Annotated in this window: 19 protein-coding genes; 4 read left to right on the forward strand and 15 right to left on the reverse strand. The window is 54.0% G+C overall.

The genetic code is table 11. The features are described 5' to 3' along the window. Window positions 1–80: 80 nt before the first annotated feature. The 4 genes from proY to phoB all read right to left on the reverse strand — a co-directional run bounded on the left by proY (window position 81) and on the right by phoB (window position 5,271). On the reverse strand, window positions 81–1,454 hold the full coding sequence (gene proY, locus AC0XWG_RS02130) for a proline-specific permease ProY (RefSeq protein WP_128348502.1): 1,374 nt from the start codon (window positions 1,452–1,454) through the stop codon (window positions 81–83). Window positions 1,455–1,535: 81 nt separating this feature from the next. Next, window positions 1,536–2,855 carry a branched-chain amino acid transporter carrier protein BrnQ gene (brnQ, locus tag AC0XWG_RS02135; RefSeq protein ID WP_008503262.1) on the reverse strand — a complete coding sequence of 440 codons (1,320 nt, stop codon included), beginning with the start codon at window positions 2,853–2,855 and terminating at the stop codon, window positions 1,536–1,538. A gap of 409 nt (window positions 2,856–3,264) precedes the next feature. Beyond that, window positions 3,265–4,560 carry a phosphate regulon sensor histidine kinase PhoR gene (gene phoR / locus AC0XWG_RS02140; protein WP_049007507.1) on the reverse strand — a complete coding sequence of 432 codons (1,296 nt, stop codon included), beginning with the start codon at window positions 4,558–4,560 and terminating at the stop codon, window positions 3,265–3,267. Between the two features lie 21 nt (window positions 4,561–4,581). Next, window positions 4,582–5,271, reverse strand: coding sequence for a phosphate response regulator transcription factor PhoB (gene phoB / locus AC0XWG_RS02145; RefSeq protein WP_003859122.1), 690 nt, complete (start codon window positions 5,269–5,271; stop codon window positions 4,582–4,584). Between the two features lie 186 nt (window positions 5,272–5,457). Here phoB and sbcD point away from each other — a divergent pair, with 186 nt between their 5' ends. Continuing rightward, complete coding sequence (gene sbcD, locus AC0XWG_RS02150) at window positions 5,458–6,663, forward strand: exonuclease subunit SbcD (RefSeq protein WP_128348500.1); 1,206 nt, start codon at window positions 5,458–5,460, stop codon at window positions 6,661–6,663. Next, window positions 6,660–9,791, forward strand: a complete 3,132-nt coding sequence (sbcC, locus tag AC0XWG_RS02155) for an exonuclease subunit SbcC (protein WP_475680330.1) — start codon at window positions 6,660–6,662, stop codon at window positions 9,789–9,791. The genes sbcD and sbcC overlap by 4 nt, the downstream gene beginning before the upstream one ends. 74 nt (window positions 9,792–9,865) lie before the next feature. On the opposite strand, the gene mak is transcribed toward sbcC, so the two are convergent. After that, entirely contained in the window at window positions 9,866–10,771 is a 906-nt protein-coding gene (mak, locus tag AC0XWG_RS02160; protein WP_108090716.1) for a fructokinase, read from the reverse strand. 123 nt (window positions 10,772–10,894) lie between these two features. On the opposite strand from mak, the gene rdgC reads away from it, so the two are divergent. Continuing rightward, on the forward strand, window positions 10,895–11,809 hold the full coding sequence (rdgC, locus tag AC0XWG_RS02165) for a recombination-associated protein RdgC (protein ID WP_028017678.1): 915 nt from the start codon (window positions 10,895–10,897) through the stop codon (window positions 11,807–11,809). A 48-nt stretch (window positions 11,810–11,857) separates the two neighbouring features. Here rdgC and ppnP read toward each other — a convergent pair whose 3' ends face one another. From ppnP to AC0XWG_RS02190, 5 genes are all read right to left on the reverse strand, one after another. Further along, complete coding sequence (ppnP, locus tag AC0XWG_RS02170; RefSeq protein WP_008503270.1) at window positions 11,858–12,145, reverse strand: pyrimidine/purine nucleoside phosphorylase; 288 nt, start codon at window positions 12,143–12,145, stop codon at window positions 11,858–11,860. 71 nt (window positions 12,146–12,216) lie between these two features. Then, window positions 12,217–12,894, reverse strand: coding sequence for an AroM family protein (locus tag AC0XWG_RS02175; protein WP_028017679.1), 678 nt, complete (start codon window positions 12,892–12,894; stop codon window positions 12,217–12,219). A 237-nt stretch (window positions 12,895–13,131) separates the two neighbouring features. Next, window positions 13,132–13,323, reverse strand: a complete 192-nt coding sequence (gene yaiA / locus AC0XWG_RS02180; protein ID WP_028017680.1) for a protein YaiA — start codon at window positions 13,321–13,323, stop codon at window positions 13,132–13,134. A gap of 45 nt (window positions 13,324–13,368) precedes the next feature. Further along, window positions 13,369–13,893: a shikimate kinase AroL gene (gene aroL, locus AC0XWG_RS02185; RefSeq protein WP_028017681.1), complete on the reverse strand. Its 525-nt coding sequence runs from the start codon at window positions 13,891–13,893 to the stop codon at window positions 13,369–13,371. A 144-nt stretch (window positions 13,894–14,037) separates the two neighbouring features. Then, a complete protein-coding gene (locus AC0XWG_RS02190) occupies window positions 14,038–14,496 on the reverse strand; it encodes a YaiI/YqxD family protein (protein ID WP_014830847.1) in 459 nt (152 codons plus the stop codon). A gap of 97 nt (window positions 14,497–14,593) precedes the next feature. On the opposite strand from AC0XWG_RS02190, the gene proC reads away from it, so the two are divergent. Further along, window positions 14,594–15,403 (forward strand): pyrroline-5-carboxylate reductase, encoded by an 810-nt coding sequence (gene proC / locus AC0XWG_RS02195; RefSeq protein ID WP_475680331.1) that lies wholly within the window; start codon window positions 14,594–14,596, stop codon window positions 15,401–15,403. A gap of 16 nt (window positions 15,404–15,419) precedes the next feature. Here the strand turns inward: proC and adrA are convergent, their stop codons facing one another. From adrA to AC0XWG_RS02220, 5 genes are all read right to left on the reverse strand, one after another. After that, window positions 15,420–16,523 carry a diguanylate cyclase AdrA gene (adrA, locus tag AC0XWG_RS02200; RefSeq protein WP_475680332.1) on the reverse strand — a complete coding sequence of 368 codons (1,104 nt, stop codon included), beginning with the start codon at window positions 16,521–16,523 and terminating at the stop codon, window positions 15,420–15,422. 102 nt (window positions 16,524–16,625) lie between these two features. Next, on the reverse strand, window positions 16,626–16,946 hold the full coding sequence (psiF, locus tag AC0XWG_RS02205; RefSeq protein ID WP_028017684.1) for a phosphate starvation-inducible protein PsiF: 321 nt from the start codon (window positions 16,944–16,946) through the stop codon (window positions 16,626–16,628). 89 nt (window positions 16,947–17,035) lie between these two features. Then, the gene (gene phoA / locus AC0XWG_RS02210) at window positions 17,036–18,451 is read right to left on the reverse strand and encodes an alkaline phosphatase (protein WP_475680333.1); all 1,416 of its coding nucleotides are present in this window, start codon (window positions 18,449–18,451) and stop codon (window positions 17,036–17,038) included. Between the two features lie 99 nt (window positions 18,452–18,550). Next, window positions 18,551–18,811 carry an anti-adapter protein IraP gene (iraP, locus tag AC0XWG_RS02215; protein ID WP_049007514.1) on the reverse strand — a complete coding sequence of 87 codons (261 nt, stop codon included), beginning with the start codon at window positions 18,809–18,811 and terminating at the stop codon, window positions 18,551–18,553. A 210-nt stretch (window positions 18,812–19,021) separates the two neighbouring features. Further along, on the reverse strand, window positions 19,022–20,236 hold the full coding sequence (locus tag AC0XWG_RS02220) for a multidrug efflux MFS transporter (protein WP_028017687.1): 1,215 nt from the start codon (window positions 20,234–20,236) through the stop codon (window positions 19,022–19,024). Between the last annotated feature and the right edge of the window lie 120 nt (window positions 20,237–20,356).

Below are 20,356 nucleotides of genomic sequence, written 5' to 3' on the forward strand. Positions count from 1 at the left end.
GTTAGCTCATCATGATGCGGTTTATTGGGGGAGGAGGATGGGGGAGGAGAAAAAATGCCCGACATCGTCGGGCATTAACATTACTGTGCTTCCGCCAGCTGACGGTCACGGCGGCATTTAAACATCCAGCCAACCAGTAGCAGGACGATCCACGCGAAGCCGACGTATAAGGAAATACGGGTATCCGGGTGGTAGCCAATCAGGGCGATGATAAAGACCAGGAAGAGCAGGCCAACCACGGTCGTTGCCACACCGCCCGGCACTTTGAACTTCAGTGCTTTCACCCCATCCGGAGACAGACGACGGCGGAATGCAATCTGTGACAGCAGGATCATAATCCACACCCACACCGTCGCGAAGGTCGCCAGCGATGCAATCACCAGGAAGACGTTTTCCGGCATGATGTAATTCAGGTAAACCGAGAACAGCAGTGCGACGGTCATCACCACCACGGTGACCCACGGCGTACCGCGGCGTGAAGTTTTGGCAAATATCTTTGGCGCACTGCCCTGCTCCGCCATGCCGTGCAGCATACGCCCCACGCCAAAGACGTCACTGTTGATCGCGGAAAGCGACGCTGTCAGCACCACAAAGTTCAGAATACTGGCAGCAAACGCAATGCCCATATGCTGGAAGGTCAGTACAAACGGGCTACCGTTAGTGCCCACCTGGTTCCAAGGGTAGATGGACATGATCACGAACAGCGTACCCACATAGAACACCAGAATACGCATCGGCACCGAGTTGATGGCGCGCGGAATCGACTTCTCCGGGTCTTTCGCTTCCCCGGCAGTGATACCGATAATCTCAATACCGCCGTAGGCAAACATCACCATCTGGAGCGACATCACCATGCCGAGCCAGCCATTACTGAAGAAACCGCCGTTGCTCCAGAGGTTATGGATACCGGTCGGCTGACCGCCGTTACCAATCCCCCAGATGATGATCCCAAAACCGGCGACAATCATGATGATGATGGTGGCGACCTTAAAGAAAGAGAACCAGAACTCCAGTTCACCGAAGACTTTCACGCTCATCAGGTTAACCGCGCAGATGATCAGCACCACGCTCAGCACCCAAATCCAGTGCGGTACCGCCGGGAACCAGACCCCCATATAGATACCAAACGCGGTCACATCGGCAATCGCCACAATCAGGATTTCAAAGCAATAGGTCCAGCCGGTAATAAACCCGGCCAGCGGACCTAAGTTTTCCTGCGCGTAACGGGAGAACGAACTGGCTGACGGATTGTGAACCGACATCTCCCCGAGGGCACGCATGATGATATAGGCCGCCACACCGCCGATTATGTAGGCCAACAGAACGCTTGGACCGGCCATTTTAATGGCATCTGCCGAGCCATAAAAAAGACCGGTACCGATAGCGGAGCCCAGCGCCATAAAGCGGATGTGGCGCGTGCTGAGTCCACGTTTAAGTTTGTTAGTGCTTTCCATTTAAATCTTGCCATTCAACACGAAAAAAACAAAAAACCACGGGGCCTTAAGCCCCGTGGTTAAACAGTTTGTTGCCGTTGATTAATGGGCGTTCGATGCGACCTGACGCCCTGCAGCACGATCCCAGATAACCGCCAGAACCAATGCAACAACGGTAGGCATCAGCCAGGCCAGGCCTTGTTCGGACAGCGGCAGACGCTGTGTCCAGGCTGGCAAAATTTCTGCGAAAGCTGATGCTTTAATCCCGTCAAGGATACCAAAAATCAGGCTGATAAACATGGCTGGCGCAATAATTCGTGAGGAGTTATTCCACCACGGGCGAGTAAAGCTCAGTACCACCAGCACGATACACGGCGGGTAGATAGCCGTCAGCACCGGAATAGAGACCTGAATCAGGTGGCTCAGACCGAGGTTGGACACCGCCATGGAGAAAATGCCGAGAATAAACACCAGAGTGCGGTAAGAGAGCGGCAGATACTGCGCAAAGAACTCAGCACAGGCACAGGTCAGGCCAACGGCGGTCACCAGACATGCCAGGAAGATGAGCGCTGCCAGCAGCATACTGCCCGCACCGCCGAAGGTGTGCTGAACATAAGCATGCAGAATAGCCGCGCCATTCGCGTTTTGATCAACCAGCATGGCGCTATCGGAACCCAGACGGAACAGCGCCAGATAGAGCAGCGTCAGGCCCACACCGGCCATCAGGCCAGCCCAGATGGTGTAGCGGGTCAGCAGACGTGCTTCGGTCACACCACGGGAACGCGCGGCGTTAACGATGACGATACCAAACACCATTGCGCCCAGCGTATCCATCGTCAGGTAGCCGTTCACAAAGCCGTTGGAGAATGCGGCATTTTTGTAGGCATCCATGGCGTCGCTAATCGGACCTGCCGGCCAGACAATCGCCGCAACCGCCAGCACAATCAACGCCACAATTTTCAGCGGAGCCAGGAAGTTACCGACGGTATCCAGCAGCTTGCCCGGATAGAGAGAAACCAGAATCACAATCGCGAAGTAGATCAGGCTGTAGATAAACAGCGGCATCGCGCCGTCACCGGTCAGAGGAGCAATGCCCACTTCGAAGGAAACGGTCGCCGTGCGCGGGGTCGCAAACAGTGGGCCCACGGCCAGATAGCAGACGGTTGCCAGCAGAACACCCGCCACTTTGCCGATCGGGGTGCTGAGGCTATCAACACCGCCACCCACTTTCGCCAGGGCGATAACGGTCAGTACCGGTAAACCCACAGCAGTAATCAGGAAACCAAATGCGGCAGTCCAGACGTGTTCACCCGCCTGTAAACCAACCATTGGAGGGAAAATGATGTTGCCTGCGCCAACGAACAGCGCAAATGTCATAAAGCCCAGCGCGATGATGTCACGCGATTTTAAGTGATGGGTCATAAAACCTTACTGCCTGTGGATGTGGTGTTGAAAACATTGAGCTTTTCGATTTCCCTGGTGGGAAGATACAGCCGAAAAATTGCTCAATTTCAGCGGGAAATGCTCCCGTCCTGGCGTGGAGAAGAATAGTTTTTCGATTTACCACGCAAATACAGTCGGTCTGACAGTATCTGGGGCGCAATTTAAACGCTTATAACGTTTAAAGGCAAGGTGGGATCGCAAAACCAGAACAATATGCCACCATGAAAAAACACACCAGCATAATACGCTAATTATCAGAAAAACCCATGGCTAATCATGCGAACAAAAAACAGTCAGCCGTATAAAATTCATTCGCGTTTCGTTTGACTGCAAAGCAAACGGGCCAGCAAACGCTGACCCGTGGAAAGGTAAAATGACACACCCGTTATCAGGCGATCTTTTTGGCAATTAATCGTTCCGGGATCACGAAACTAAAGCGGGTTCCCTTACCCAGGGTACTCTGAATATCGAGGCGGCTTTCATGGTGATTGACGGCATGTTTTACAATCGCCAGCCCCAGACCGCTTCCCCCTGTCTGTCGCGATCGCGCCTTATCCACGCGATAGAAACGTTCGGTCAGACGCGGGATGTGCTCCGGAGCAATCCCCGGACCATTATCCTCGACGCTAAATTCAGCGCCCGTAGGGGTATGTTGCCAGCGCACCACGATCTCCGTCCCTTCCGGCGTATGATTCACCGCGTTATACACCAGGTTGGAAATGGCGCTGCGCAACTCATCTTCACTGCCCAGAACCTTCAGCGTATTGTCGACCTCAAAAGTCAGGTGGTGCTTTTTATGGCTTAGCGTCTGTGCTTCACGCTCCACCACCCGCAGCATCATGGGGACATCAATGGTGTCATTCAGCGCAAGCGTTGGCGCCGCTTCAATCTTTGAGAGCGTCAACAGCTGTTTCACCAGACCTTCCATACGGTGCGTTTGCTCGCGCATGGTGTGCAGCGCTTTTTCACGTGGCGCACCTTCAAGCGTTTGCTCCTGCATCATCTCCAGGTACCCCTGCAGTACGGTCAACGGGGTGCGTAATTCGTGGCTCACGTTCGCGAAGAAGTTGCGTCGCGCGCCTTCCAGCTGGTGCATCTGGGTGACATCGCGCGCCACCATCAGCCACTGCCGATCGCTGTAGGGCATCACGCGGATTTCCAGATGGCGACCATTATTGAGTTTCAGATTATGCGGACCGGTAAAATCACGCTTTTTTAGATACTGCGCAAACTCAGGATAACGCAGAAGGTTGAGGATATTCTGGCCATTATCATCCGGCCAGCGCAACCCCAGCAACTGTTGCGCAAGACCATTACACCAGAAGATTGTCCCTTCTTCGGTCGTCAGAATGACCGCATCCGGTAGCGACTCCGCCCCGCTGCGAAAACGCTTGATCAGGCTTCCCAGTTCGCGGCGGCGCTTTTTATTACGCATCTGCATCTGATGCAAACCGTAAAGCAGCGGTTCCCAACTGCCGCTTCCCGGCGGCGGTGTCATACTTCGGTCAACCCATAGCCACCAGGAGAGGCGTAACAGGTTCCAGAAATGCCAGATCAGCAGCCCGGTGACCGAGGCCAGCAGAAACCACGGCAGATGTCCAAGAAAGGCCCCCAGAATGAAGGCCGGAATACAACATAAGATCAGTTCAAAGACGAGCCTTTTCCATGACAGACGTTCCAGCACGCGTCACACTCCTGTCATTGTTCAGAAACGGGTAGAAAAACGATAACCCGTGCCGCGGACCGTCTGCACCATGCGATCGTGGCCGCTCAGTTCCAGCGCTTTTCGCAGGCGGCGGATATGGACGTCAACCGTCCGGTCTTCGACATACACGTTAGTTCCCCAGACGTTATTCAGCAACTGTTCGCGGCTGTAAACGCGTTCCGGGTGAGTCATAAAGAAGTGCAGAAGTTTAAATTCGGTAGGCCCCATGTCGAGTGGGTTTTCGCCCGTCATGACGCGGTGTGAGGTCGGGTCAAGGCTCAGCCCCTGCATCTCAATCACCTCTTCCACTGCCATCGGTGAAATGCGGCGCATTACGGCTTTGATACGAGCAACCAGCTCTTTCGGGGAGAACGGCTTGGTAATGTAATCATCGGCACCCGTTTCAAGCCCACGCACGCGATCCTCTTCTTCACCACGTGCCGTCAGCATGACAACGGGGATATCGCGGGTCATCGCTTCACGTTTAATGTGTTTGATAAACTGCAGTCCAGAGCCGCCAGGCAACATCCAGTCGAGCAGAATCAGATCGGGCCAGGGCTCATTCAACTGGTTCACCGCGCTGTCATAATCTTCCGCTTCAACCGGCTGGAAGCCATTTTGTTCGAGCACGAAGCACACCATTTCACGAATTGGAGCTTCATCTTCTACGACCAGAATACGTCTCGCCATACTTTGCCCTGTCTTATCTTATTTAAGTTACAAGTTTGTAATGCGGCGTCATTATGCGTCAGATTTATGACAGATTTATGAAAAACCTTACCACTATAAATGGCAAACTGTTGTTTTATTACAGCGGTTATTTTCTGCCCCTGAATGTTTATAATCGCCAACATCTTTTTTCGCCACGGATCTCCTATGCGCATACTTCACACTTCGGACTGGCATCTGGGTCAAAACTTTTACAGCAAAAGCAGGGCAGCTGAGCATGAAGCGTTCCTGAACTGGCTGCTGGATACGGCTCGATCGCGCGAAGTGGATGCGATTATTGTCGCGGGTGACATTTTCGACACCGGCTCGCCGCCAAGCTATGCGCGTGAGCTGTACAACCGCTTCGTGGTAAATCTGCAGCAAACAGGCTGCCATCTGGTGATTGTCGCCGGTAATCACGACTCCGTCGCCACGCTGAATGAATCCCGCGACATCCTGGCCTTCCTGAACACTACCGTGGTGGCCAGTGCCGGGCATGCGCCGCAGATCCTGAAAAAACGTGACGGTACACCGGGGGCGGTGCTGTGCCCGGTTCCCTTCCTGCGCCCACGCGATATCGTGCAGAGCCAGGCCGGGATGTCCGGCGGAGAAAAACAGCAGCATCTGTTGCAGAGCATCACTGACTATTATCACCAACAATATACCGATGCCTGTACCTTGCGCGGCGAACAGCTTATTCCGGTGATTGCAACCGGGCATCTCACCACCGTCGGAGCCAGTAAAAGTGACGCCGTACGTGACATCTATATTGGTACGCTGGATGCGTTCCCGGCGCAAAATTTCCCGCCTGCCGACTACATTGCGCTTGGGCATATTCACCGCGCACAGATCATTGGTGGCTGCGAACACATTCGCTATTGTGGCTCGCCCATTTCGCTGAGTTTTGATGAGACAGGTAAAGCCAAATCTGTGCATCTGGTGAGTTTTAACGGAGGTAAACTCAGCGCCGTCGAAACGCTGGAAGTCCCTGTTACCCAGCCGCTGGCGGTGCTGAAGGGTGACCTTGATGCCATCACCTCCCAGCTTGAACAGTGGCGTGGCACTGCGCTTAATCCCCCCGTCTGGCTGGATATCGAAATCACGACAGACGACTATCTGCATGATATGCAGCGAAAAATTCAGGCGCTGACGGAAGATCTTCCTGTCGAGGTTTTACTGGTACGCCGTAGTCGCGAGCAGCGCGAAAAAATCCTGCTGAGTGCTCAGCGCGAAACGCTGAGTGAACTTAAAGTCGAAGAGGTTTTTGAACGCCGACTGGCCCAGGAAGAGATGGACGATGCAAAACGCGCCCGGCTGAACGAGCTGTTCGCCCATACGCTCCACGCGCTGAATAACGAGGAAGAGAACGCATGAAAATCCTGAGCCTGCGTCTGAAAAACCTCAACTCACTCAAGGGCGAGTGGAAAATTGACTTTACCGCTGAGCCCTTTGCCAGCAACGGGCTGTTTGCCATTACCGGTGCGACCGGTGCAGGCAAGACCACCCTGCTCGACGCCATCTGTCTGGCGCTCTATCACGAAACGCCGCGTCTGCAAAAAGTGTCTCAGGCGCAAAACGATCTGATGACGCGTGATACCGCCGAGTGTCTGGCCGAGGTTGAGTTTGAAGTAAAAGGTACCGCCTACCGCGCCTTCTGGAGCCAGAACCGGGCGCGTAATCAGCCAGACGGGAACCTGCAGGCACCGCGTGTGGAACTGGCTCGCTGCGAAGATGGCAAGATTCTCGCCGACAAAGTGACAGATAAACTGGAGCAAACCGCCGCGCTCACCGGGCTGGACTATGACCGATTTACCCGTTCAATGCTGCTCTCTCAGGGGCAGTTTGCCGCTTTCCTCAATGCCAAGCCGAGCGATCGCGCAGAGCTGCTGGAAGAACTGACCGGAACCGAGATCTATGGCCAGATTTCCGCCAGGATATTTGAGAAACACAAAGCCGCCCGAAACGTACTTGAAATGCGCGAGGCACAGGCAGCGGGTGTGGTGCTGTTGAGCGAAGAGCAACAGCAGCAGTTACAGCAGAGTTTGCAGGCACTTACTGACGAAGAGAAAACACTGCTGGCACAGCAACAGCGCCAGCAGAAAGATTATCAGTGGCTTACACGCCATGATGAGCTTCTTCGCGAGCAACAGCGCGTAAGCGTGTTACAACAGCAGGCACAGCAGGCGCTGACCGACGCCGCGCCTGGCCTGGCAAAGCTCCAGCTTGCTCAACCCGCCGCTCAGCTTCGACCGCTTTGGGAACACCAGCAAGAGCAAGCCTCGCGTCTGGCTCAAACCCAGCAGCGAATTATCGAAGTAAATACTCGCTTACAAGATAAAACCGCGCTGCGCTCGCGTATCCGTAATACCGCCATTCATACCCATGAGCAGTTGCAGACTGAATTAACGGTATTGACGCAGTGGCAGGCAGAACATGATCGATTCCGCTTATGGGGACAGGAAATGGCAGGCTGGCGAGCGCACTTCGCTCAGCTTGGCCGTGATAAAAATCAGCTTACTGCCCTGACCGCCCGCCTCACTGAATTACGCCATAAACGGGCCGCCCTGCCGGAAACAACCCTGACGCTGACGGTGGATGAGGTTGCAGTAGCGATGGAACAACAGGCGCAGTCACGAACGATGCGTCAACGTCTGACCTCGCTCCATGCCCGCTATCAGCCGCTACAAAAACGCCTGCACCAGAACGGTGAAAGCATGCAGAAGGCCCTGGCTGAGCAGGTAAAACTCAATGAAACATTGACGCTACGTCGCCTGCAATACAAAGAGAAAAACCAGCACTATCTGGACCTGAAAGCCCTGTGTGAACGTGAAGCGACGATTAAAGATCTGGAAAGCTATCGTTCTCAGCTTGAGGCAGGCAAACCCTGTCCACTGTGCGGCTCCAGCGAACATCCCGCCGTGGAGAAATATCAAGCGCTTGAACTCACTGATAATCAGCGCCGCCGTGATGCCCTGGAAAAAGAGGTCGCCTCGCTAAAAGAGGAAGGGCTGCTGGTTCTGGGCCAGGTTAATGCCCTGACTCAACAGATCCAGCGCGAGACAGGCGAAGCGCAGACACTCTCTCAGGAAGAGCAAGCGCTCACTAAAGAGTGGCAGGAGGTTTGCGCGGCATTAAATATTTCGCTGAATATTCAGGAAGATATTGCCATCTGGATGAGCGAACAGGAGCACTATGAACGCCAGCTTTATCAGCTCAGCCAGCGTCTGACGCTGCAAAACCAGCTCAACGAAATGGAAGAGCAGGAACGCCAGTACCAGCAGCAACTGGCGACAACGCGTCAGGGGCTGGAAAGCGCCCTGGCCGCACTTTCACTCAGCGTACCTGAAGAAGGTACAGAGGCCGCCTGGCTGAACACCCGTGAAACGGAGTTCGCACAGTGGCAGGAAAAACAGACACAGCAGGGTGCGATTCAGGAACGTATAAACGCCCTGAAGCCACTGCTTGACGCACTTCCGGTCACCAACAGTGAAGAGACCGAACCCGCCATTCCTGACAACTGGCGCGCAATCCACGACGAATGCGTGTCTCTGCAGAGCCAACTGGCGGCACACCGGCAGCAGGAAACGCTGGAGCGTGAGCGCCTGCAGCAATCGCAGGTGCAATTCACCCAGGCCCTGTCGGCAAGCTGTTTTGCCGATCAAGATGCGTTCCTTGCCGCTCTGCTGGATGAGAACATGCTCCAACACCTCAATCATCTGAAGCAATCGCTGGAAAACCAGATACAGCAGGCAGCCGCCTTGTCCGGACAGGCAAACCAACAGTTGCAGGCGCACCAGGCGCTGCGGCCAGAAGGGCTCGACGCCGATGCACCAGGCCTGCAGATCCAGCTCCAGCAACTGACGCAGCAGCTTCGTGAGAACACCACGCGGCAGGGAGAGATCCGCCAGCAGCTTAAGCAGGATAGCGATAACCGCCTGCACCAACTGGCTTTAATGCAGCAAATTGAAGAGGCCAGCCGTCTGGCAGACGACTGGGGGTACCTGAATGCGCTTATCGGCTCCAGTACCGGCGACAAGTTCCGCAAGTTCGCCCAGGGGCTGACGCTGGATAATCTTGTCTGGCTTGCTAACCAGCAACTTAACCGCCTGCACGGGCGTTATCTGCTCCAGCGCAAAGCCAGCGATGCTCTGGAGCTGGAAGTGGTCGATACCTGGCAGGCGGATGCCGTGCGCGACACCCGTACGCTCTCTGGTGGCGAAAGTTTCCTGGTCAGCCTGGCGCTGGCGCTGGCACTTTCCGATCTGGTGAGTCACAAAACGCGGATCGACTCGCTGTTCCTGGATGAAGGGTTCGGCACGCTCGACAGCGAAACGCTGGATACCGCGCTGGATGCCCTCGACGCGCTGAACGCCACCGGGAAAACTATCGGTGTCATCAGCCACGTCGAGGCGATGAAAGAGCGTATTCCGGTGCAGATTAAAGTGAAAAAGATCAACGGGCTGGGATACAGCAGGCTGGATAAAGAGTATGCGGTGGAGTGAATGGGGGGCGGTGCGGTCTGGTGCCCTCACCCTGACCCTCTCCCACAGGGAGAGGGAATAAACACTCTTTGCTTTTATTCCGGCCACAACCATGCCGCGCCGCGCACGCCGCTGGAATCACCGTGCAGCGCTTTGCGGATCGGGGTTTCACACTCGCCGCCAAACACCCACTGTTTCACCAGATTCGGGACCGTGCTGTACAGGCGGTCGACGTTGCTCATGCCGCCGCCGAGCACAATCACGTCCGGGTCGAGAATATTCACCACGTGCGCCAGCGATTTCGCCAGGCGCATTTCGTAGCGGCGGAGCGCCAGTTCAGCTACCGAATCCTGTTCTTCGACCAGACGCATGATCTCGCTCCCTTTGAGCGGCTGACCACTCAGACGGTGGTAATCGGTCGCAAAACCGGTACCGGAGATAAACGTCTCAATACAACCTTGCTTGCCGCAATAGCACGGTACTTCAGCGCGATATTTAAGCTCATCTTCATCCATCCACGGCAGTGGGTTGTGTCCCCACTCGCCCGCCGTACCGTTACCCCCGATATGGGCACGCCCGCCTAAGGCCACGCCTGCTCCGCAGCCGGTACCGATGATGACGGCAAAAACGGTATGGGCACCGGCAGCCGCGCCGTCAATCGCTTCTGAAACCGCCAGACAGTTAGCGTCGTTGGCCAGACGCACTTCGCGTTTCAGACGCGCGCTCAAATCTTTATCAAAAGGCTGACCGTTTAGCCACGTCGAGTTGGCATTTTTAACCACCCCGGTATAAGGCGAGATCGACCCCGGGATCCCCATTCCGACGGAGCCGGTTTGTCCTGTCGCCTGCTCTGCCATTTCAACCAGTCTCGCGATCGTCTCGATAGTCTGGTGATAATCATCGCGCGGCGTAGGCAGACGGTGGCGGAACAGCTGTTCCCCCTGCTCGCTCAGTGCGATGACTTCTGTTTTGGTGCCGCCCAAATCAATCCCAATACGCACAAGACTCTCCTCATTATTTTGATTATCAACAGAGTAGAAGCACGCTTCCCGATTAGCAATGCAAGCGATGCGACAATTCGTTATCATGCCCGCTGATTTAACGACAAGGCCGTGGAAATTATCATGCTGTGGTTCAAAAATTTGATGGTTTACCGTCTCAGCCGCGACGTTTCGCTGCGTGCAGAAGAGATGGAAAAACAGTTAGCCGCTTACACCTTTTCCCCTTGCGGTAGCCAGGATATGGCAAAAACCGGTTGGGTTCCGCCAATGGGTTCACAAAGCGATGCACTGACCCACGCCAGCAGCACGGGTCAAATCATCGTCTGCGCCCGTAAAGAAGAGAAAATTCTGCCAACGCCGGTGGTTAAACAGGCGCTCGAAGCGAAGATCTTCAAGCTGGAAGCCGAACAGGGTCGCAAGCTGAAGAAAACCGAAAAAGATTCGCTGAAAGACGAAGTTCTGCACTCTCTGCTGCCGCGCGCCTTTAGCCGCTTCAGCCAGACCATGATGTGGATCGATACCGTTAACGGGCTGATTATGGTGGACTGCGCCAGCGCCAAAAAAGCAGAAGATACGCTGGCTCTGCTGCGCAAAAGCATCGGCTCTCTGCCGGTCGTACCGTTGGCGCTGGAAACGCCAATCGAGCTGACCCTGACCGAGTGGGTACGCAGCGGTGCTGCCGCGCAAGGTTTCCAGATCCTCGATGAGGCCGAGCTGAAAGCCCTGCTGGAAGATGGCGGCGTGATCCGCGCGAAGAAACAGGATCTGGTGAGCGACGAGATTGCCGTACACATCGAAGCGGGCAAAGTGGTGACCAAACTGGCGCTCGACTGGCAGCAGCGGATTCAGTTTATGATGTGCGATGACGGTTCCGTGAAACGTCTGAAGTTCTGCGATGAACTGCGCGATCAGAATGAAGACATCGACCGGGAAGATTACGCCCAGCGTTTTGACGCGGACTTCATCCTGATGACCGGGGAACTGGCCGCGTTGATTCAGAATCTGGTGGAAGGTCTCGGCGGCGAAGCGCAAAGATAACAGGCAAAGCGTAGGCCGGGTAAGCGTTAGCGCCACCCGGCTTATTTTTTATTTCAGATAGCGGCACAGATAAGAGGTCGGTTCAGCAACCTGCAGATGGAACTCGCTGTGGCCAGGAACGTTGAAAACTTGCCCGGCTGCGTAAACTTTCCATTCCGTTTCACCCGGCAGTAGGACGTTGAGCGCACCGCTAACGACCGTCATCTCTTCCGCTTCGGCCGTACCAAAAGTGTATTCCCCTTCGGCCATGACACCGACACTGGCGCGGCCAGTGCTGCTGCTGGTAAAACCAATGGATTTCACTTTACCGGAAAAGTATTCGTTACTTTGAAGCATGAACTGGCCCTTATATTTTTAGATAAAAATTCACTATAGGGGCCATGCTCATCACCTGTCACGCAAAATCATTACGTCAGAAGCTCTGAAGCCAGGCGAGCCATCAGAACATTGGATAACAGCACCGGCACATCCAGCGCCTTCTGCAGTAAATCGCGATGATGCTGGTGGAAGCCAAGACAGTCCAGGATCAACACATCCGCCCCTCTCTCCAGCAACTCACGTCCGGCCTCAATCAGTGCGGCATCGCTATCCCAGAAAGGATTTGCCAGCGCATATAAGGGCACTTTTTCAAGCACGTGCCACTTTGCCTCCTGGTTGTCCATCAACTCTTCAATCGGGACGATGACCCCCACCTGATGACCATCAACAATTGAGGCCACCAGCGGCGGGATGATGCGCATCGGCTCCAGCAGAATCGCATTACGCGCCGTGAGACCTTTAATGGGTGCGGTACTCATCAGCAAAATAACGTCATAACCTTGATTATCGAGCACTTCTATCACCCCTTGCAGCGAGCGCTCGATTTTCTGACGCGAAACATGCGCCAGTTTACCGTCACTTAATAACGTCGCCAGGGGATCCTCCCCCGCCTCGACAGCGTAGTCCTCCATGACCTCTTCCCGACTCATCTTCCCCAGCAGGCTAAGATGCGTTATCTGTTGTTCAGAGACATGCTCGGTTAAGAGCGGTAACACTTCGCTTACAGGGACCACACCAATGGTGAGGATCGCCAACGTCGCCTTCATCTTTATCGCCTTCCATTACTACAACATCGTGCACACAGGTACAGGCTCACTACGCTGCACAGTTCATTTTTTCAACAAAACAGCACCAAGCGTAGCAGGTGATCTTCACATCGAAATGTAAAGATCGACCGTCAATATCGGAGTTACTTGTAATAACTAAATATTAACTCCTGCTTAACTTTCTCGATGAGTAAAAAGTGTGATTCAGGCACGATCCTGGAGCGTTTAGGAAAACGGTCAGGTTATATCAGGATCTTCGTAGCGCCGTTTCGCATCCAGCGCTTCCTGTTCAGTCTCGTGTTCACTGATCAGCGAGTCTGGTTTAGGGTGATCGGCACGCAGTTGATACCAGGTAACAGTATGACCCGTATGGCCTTTTTCAACGGTAATAATGCGCGCTTCACGCGGATAGGGAGGTCTGGTCGGCATAGCTCATCCTTTTTTATATGTCTGAGCTATAAGTATAGACGCCGGTTAGCTGGCACAAGCCAAACGTAGAGCAGTAATAATCTGGGTAACCACATCTTCAGGAGCCGCAGAAGCATCCACCACGTGGTGGGCTGCTTCACGGTATAGCGCATCACGTTCAGCCAGCACTTCTCTCACCTCTTCGCTAAGCGGTCTGGAGGTCAGTGCAGGACGTTGCCCCTCTTCCGGAAAGGCTTCCAGACGCCCTACCAGAGCAGAAACAGGTGCACTGAGATAGATCACAATCCCTTTTTCGCGCATAAAGTGGCGATTACATTCAGCCAGAACAATGCCCCCTCCTGTCGCGATAACCGCAGAAGGTGTGGTTACCGCTTTCAGCGCTGCCGTTTCACGTGCGCGGAAGCTGTCCCATCCTTCCTGTTCGACAATGTCCGCGATCGTTCTTCCGGCCTCTGTTTGCAACCAGTGGTCAGTATCCACAAACTGACGATCGCACGCGCGTGCCAGTTCCAGGCCAACGGTGGTTTTCCCACAGCCGCGGGGGCCAACTAAAAAGATGGGTTGGGTCATAACCAGGTGTTCCCCTTGATGCCGGATGGCCGAAGAGTGTAAAGAAATAATTGCAGAAGATGTTTCGATTACTTTACTGCAAAGCGGTACGGGATGACAACCCTGAGGAGGCCATACTGTACCACAAATTGACAATGGTTATCATTACGCGGTGCGACGCTTCACTTCCAGCAACCATTTATCCAGCTCTGCGGCAAACTGCTGACGATCGCGCTGGGATAAGCTGTCTGGCCCACCCGTCTGCACACCGCTGGCGCGGAGCGTATCCATAAAGTCACGCATAGTGAGTTTTTCCCGAATGGTCGCAGGTGAATAACGCTCCCCCCGAGGGTTCAGCGCCGCAGCCCCTTTCTCCAGCACTTCAGCAGCCAGAGGGATATCCGCCGTGATCACCAGATCTTCCGCGCTACACAGACGGACAATTTCGTTATCCGCCACGTCAAACCCGGCCGGAACCCGCAACGCGCGAATGAATCTGGAAGGAGGGACGCGAATATTCTGGTTCGCCACCAGCGTTAGCGGCATCTGAACACGCTCGGCGGCACGGAACAAAATTTCTTTAATCACATTCGGACACGCGTCCGCATCAACCCAAATCGCCATATTGTCTCCCCTTAATGACTCTGCCGACTATTGTCGCCTGCATTTCGTTGTTAAGCTATCAATCAGAGAAAACAACGCATAATGACGGAGAGTCGTGATGGATAAGAAAATCGGGTTTATCGGCTGCGGTAACATGGGCAAAGCCATCCTGGGCGGCCTGATCGCCAGCGGGCAGGTGCTGCCGGGTCAGATTTGGGTTTATACCCCGTCACCTGATAAAGTCGCCGCGTTGCGCGATCAATACGGGATCAACGCCGCCGAAAGCGCTCAGGAAGTCGCCCAGGTCGCCGATATCGTCTTTGGCGCCGTCAAGCCGAACATCATGATCAAAGTGCTGAGCGACATCACCTCCAGCCTGAATAAAGAGACGCTGGTCGTCTCCATTGCTGCGGGCGTCACGCTGGATCAACTGGCGCGCGCGCTGGGTCATGACCGTAAAATCGTCCGGGCGATGCCTAATACCCCCTCACTGGTTAACGCTGGCATGACTTCCGTCACGCCAAACGCACTGGTGACCACAGAAGACGTGGCTGATGTCCTGAACATTTTCCGCTGCTTCGGTGAAGCGGAAGTGATTGCCGAATCCATGATCCATCCGGTTGTCGGCGTGAGCGGTTCAGCCCCTGCGTATGTCTTCATGTTCTTAGAAGCGATGGCCGACGCCGCAGTACTGGGCGGTATGCCGCGTGCGCAGGCGTATAAATTCGCAGCACAGGCAGTTATGGGTTCTGCCAAAATGGTGCTGGAAACCGGTAAACATCCTGGTGAGCTGAAAGATATGGTTTGCTCCCCTGGTGGTACCACCATCGAAGCGGTGCGGGTACTGGAAGAACGCGGATTCCGTGCTGCCGTCATCGAAGCGGTGGCAAAATGCATGGAAAAATCAGAGAAACTGAGTAAATCCTGATCGTCTCAGCCGGGTGTCAGGCAGCCACTTCAGTGCGGCCACGCCCGGCATTTTTTGCCTTGTACAGCGCCACATCAGCCGCCTTGAGCCACTCCCGATAGTGCCCAAACTGTGGCCCCCAGGTGGCGATACCTACGCTTATACGCAGGGTTTCTTCAGGCGCGCAAGGTAATGACAGTTTTTCCAGCCGTTCATGAACCCGGGACATAACGGCGATTGCGCTGTCAGCGGCTGTCCGCGACATAATCACCGCAAATTCATCTCCACCAAAACGGCCTATTGCATCGCCTGAACGTACCGAAATCTGCAACTGACGCGTAATCGCAATGATCGCCTCATCGCCCACATCATGCCCCCAGGTATCGTTGATGTTTTTAAAGTGGTCGATATCAATCAGCAATATTGTTGCCGTACCATTATGACGTCGGCACTGCTCAAATTCGTTTCGCAGCAGCATTTCCCAGTGTCGACGATTAAAGACCCCTGTCATTCCATCGCGTGTACTCATCATTTCCAGCCGCCGCTTATGTTCAGCCAGCCTGACGGCAGTGCGATGGCTTAGCCAGGCAAACAGCATGGGATAAAGCACAAACACAGGAAGCGTTAAGCCCCACTCCACCGGATCAGGATTAAAGACCACCACTCTCCCGACCGGGGGCAGCGTCAGCAGTGCGGAAAGCAGGGTCAATATGATCCCCGGAATGAAGAGTCGACAGCCGCCGGAGCCCATCATATTCATCCCTACCATCATCACCAGCGCGGTTGTGGGTAACGCATTTATCCCCATCACGCCAATCCAGAGCCCGGCGATAATGGCATCCATTTTGAGATTGAAAATTTCCTGCTGATGAGGTGATGAAGCCCGACAGGATAACTGCCAGGCGAAATGAGGCCAGATGAACGCCCATCCCACCAGTAAAAGCCACCAGCCACCGGGTAAAAAATGGGTAACCAGTATCCCAGCGACAGGGAAAAACATCGCCGCCAGCCCGACAGCGCGCGCCAGCCGAACTCGCCGGGCAAACTGAATGCCAGCACGGTGAGGGGCATCCAGAGAAAGGGTTAAATCCAACTCTTCGCGAATGCATTTTTTGTCGTAATAGGATTCATCATTCATCATTTTTGGGAATATTCTGAAACATTTTCCCAAATTATAGAGAGGGGGGGTGCGAGGAAAGTATGAAATTTCGGGTGAGTCGCCAGAGCCACTCACCCGTTAGAACTACGCTTTTTTCTTCAGGCAGGTGCTCATAAATTTACTGCGATCGTCACCTTTCAGAGACTGCTCAGTGGCCTTCGCATTACAGTCGCGCATTTTCTGCTGCTGTGGCGTCAGGCTTTTTTCAGCAGGTTTAGATGCGCCATTTTTAAGGCAGTCGCTCATGTAGGTCTTACGGGCATCCCCCTTCAGACTCTGGGACGTGGCCTGTTGGTTACAGGTGGTCATGCGTTGTTGTTGAGGCGTTAATGTTTTCTCTTCCGCGTTCGCCGATGAAATCAGGAACAGGCCAGAGAGCAGAGTAACCAGTAATGTTGTTTTCATTGCACCATCCTTTTGTAAACATTCCCTGTAAGTCTGGTCCGTGACAGGAAAAAAGTCACCCGGCAGAGACAAATTCCGCCGGGCTTTTATCATTTAAGGCCTAGTGCCGCTTTCATGGTGTAGAACAGATCGGTTTGATCGGTCAGTCCGACCACATTTGCCGCATGCGGTCCGTAGGCGGCAATACGCAGCTGGGTGCCCGTGTGCTCCATGGACTCTTCTTCAGAGTTGCCATAGCTCAGCACCATTACAGCACCATCTTTCGTGTTCAGCGCCTGCGTCAGGCCTGGCGCTTTGGTATCTGCCGGGATGATCTGGCTGGCGTGCGCATGGTCCGCGGTGACCACCACAAGGGTGTTTCCGTCTTTCTTCGCGAATTCGAGTGCCTTCTGCACCGCTTCGTCCAGGTCGACGGTTTCGCCAATCTGGCCACACGGATTCGCCGCATGATCTTGCTTGTCGATCGACGCGCCTTCCACCTGCAGGAAGAACCCTTTTTCGCTCTTGCTCAGCAGAGAGATCGCTTTATCGGTCATTGCCGCCAGCGTCGGCACGCTGTCAGTGCGTTTCGGGTTAGGAGTACAGGTCACGGCAGGCTTATCAATATTGCCGTGATAAGAGGCTTTTGGACCTTCCCAGCGCACAGGCATATTGCCATCAGAGAACAGTCCCAGCAGCGGTTTGTCTTGATTCGCCTCAGTGATTGCTGCCAGAGCGCTTGCATCGCTCACCAGTTGATAGCCACGAGTCTGTGCCTGCTCACGCAGCGTTTTACCCTGCCATTCGCCAGCCGTCGCGGTTTCTGCAAAGGTTTTCGCCCCACCGCCCAGCGTGACGTCAGCGCGTGCATTCAGCAGTTGTTCAGTAATCGAGCCTTTGCCCCCTTTTTCCAGGGCGTTGGTTGGGCATTTTTCACTGGTCACCGACGGGCCGTAGCACTTACGTGAAGTCACATGCGATACCAGCGCCGCCGGCGTCGCGTCCTGAAGTTCAGCGGTAGAAACGTTGCCGGTGGCCAGCCCCGCCGCTTTTGCCATTTCCAGAATGGTTTGATGATCTTTTTCGTGAATATCGACACCCAGCGCGCCATTATAGGTTTTTACCCCCGTAGACCACGCCGTAGCAGAGGCAGCCGAATCCGTTACGTAATCCGGTTTACCGGTTTTTTTATCCAGTGAGTAATGGGTATATTGTCCGGTCAGCGGCAATGCGTCGAAACCTTTAAAAAATCCGCCTGCCCCCTCGGCATAATTTCGCGCCGCTGTTATTTCGGAATCACCCATTCCATCGCCAATAAGCAGAATGATATTTTTCGCCGGTTTCTCATTCAGCGAAGCGCGAATAGCGGCTGTTTGATCTTCAGATAAACGGCGTGCGCCGCCTGGCTGAGTGATATCCCCTTTTGCTGCGCGATTATCCAGCACGTGAGTATTGGACGTATCAGCATAAATAGCAGGGGTAATAAACAGGGGAAGTAATGCGATGAAAAGTGCGCTCTGTTTCAATTTATTTTCTCCATGTACAAATACATAAAAATAAAAACAGAGCGACTATAGGCATCCTGCATGACAATTCTATGACACGTCGTTATGTCCGGCGACGGTTTAGCTGCGAGGATGCCTCAAGAGCTTCTTTACGTATTGCTGGAGCAACTCTGCATCCTCAACCGGAACCTGAGTATCGGGTTTTGCCTTATCCAGCGCACCTTCGACGCTCTCTATTAATGCCTGTTGGTCAGATTTAGCCATCTGTCGTAATAGTGCGGTGACAACAATTTCCAGAGCTTCGACCTGGGCGACCAGTTCTTTTGACTCCTCTTCCTTTTGTGCAAGCTTGACCAGCAACTCAGCAATGAGATTTTTCATCGTGTTATTTCCTTATGTGATTTCCCCTGAAACTAACATCAAGAGGGAAATATGCAAAGCGGAGAAAGGTATTATCTTATGCAAAAGTTACGACATCGAAAAAAATAGGGTTTCGGAATTATCAGCGAAACGTTTTTCTATAAAAAATGCCGCATTGGGTGATAGAAAAATGCGGCAATCATAAGAATATACAATACATCAACAGAAGCATTATCTTGCCGATTTTACCTCCGCCATGTGCCTGCGGCGCCGCAGAGCAATAGCCAGCTGGATAATGTTGATCAAAACAACAATCGCCGTCGCGGCAAATACCCAACGAAAACCGGCCATCGCGGAAACAGAGGCGCCAATAAGCGGACCGGCAACATTACCCAAATACATAAACGACTGGTTATATCCAAAAATACGCCCTGTCACCTGGTCGCTGGAATATTTGACCAGCAAGGTCTGTACCGCAGGCAGCATTGCGCCATCGGCAAAGCCGAGCAAAAATCGCAGCACGCCAAGCTGAAGCGGAGAGGTCACAAACGACATCGCGAAAAAGAGCACCACGGCAAAAATCAGCGTAGCCATCAGAATTCGCGCCGTACCGATCCTATCACCCAGTTTTCCCAACCGTGGTGCAGAAATCAGTGCCGATACGCCTGGCACGGCGGCGATCATGCCGCTGAGAAAGGCGATATTATTGCTGTCTGGCTCCATCGACTTAATAAACAACGCCAGAATCGGCCCGACCGAACCGTTACAGAGCTGGATCACCATAGTAGTAACAAACAGGCTGATCATGAGCCCAGGGTAAGGCAGAGAGGCGAAGACAGCCTTGCCACTCAGACGTTCAGATTTGCTGATAACGGGACGACCGCCCTCTTTGATAAGAAAAAGCGTGACCAGAAAACTGACCACCAGCAGGATCGCGGTAATGATAAATACGGCGCGCAGCCCGACGTGGTCCGCCAGAAAGCCCCCCAGCAGCGGGCCGCCAATTACGCCGCTAATCTGTGCGGTGGAAAGCGTACTCAGCGCCCAGCCGCTACGTTCTCGCGGCACCTGCGAGGCGACCAGCGCCATGGCATTCGGAATATACCCGGAAGTCAGCCCCATCACCGCCCGCAGGAAAAACAGTTGCCAGACGTTGGTGGCGAAGGCCTGCAGCAGAATGGCAATCGCCATCCCGAGCGAGGCGCGCAGCAGCATCAGCTTTCGGCCTTTCCGATCCGCCAGGCTGCCCCACATTGGTGACACAATCGCGGAGACCAGAAACGTGACGCTGAACGTCAGACCAGACCACATGGAGAGCGCCTCGTGCGAGGTCACACCCAACTGTGACACATACAGCGGCAGGAACGGCAGGATCTGGCTGATGGCGAGCCCGGTAAAGAAGCAACCGAACCAGACCGAGATAAGATTAACTTTCCATGATTCCATAAAGAAACAGTCTTCATTTTTAGGCGAATTCGCCTACAGATTAGCAAGTTACGCATAGTGACGTCGCACCAGAGATGCGGCCTTGATGACTTTGGTGTTTTATCTTCCCAGTCATCATAT

It is taken from the genome of Enterobacter sp. DVT3837, assembly GCF_056238685.1.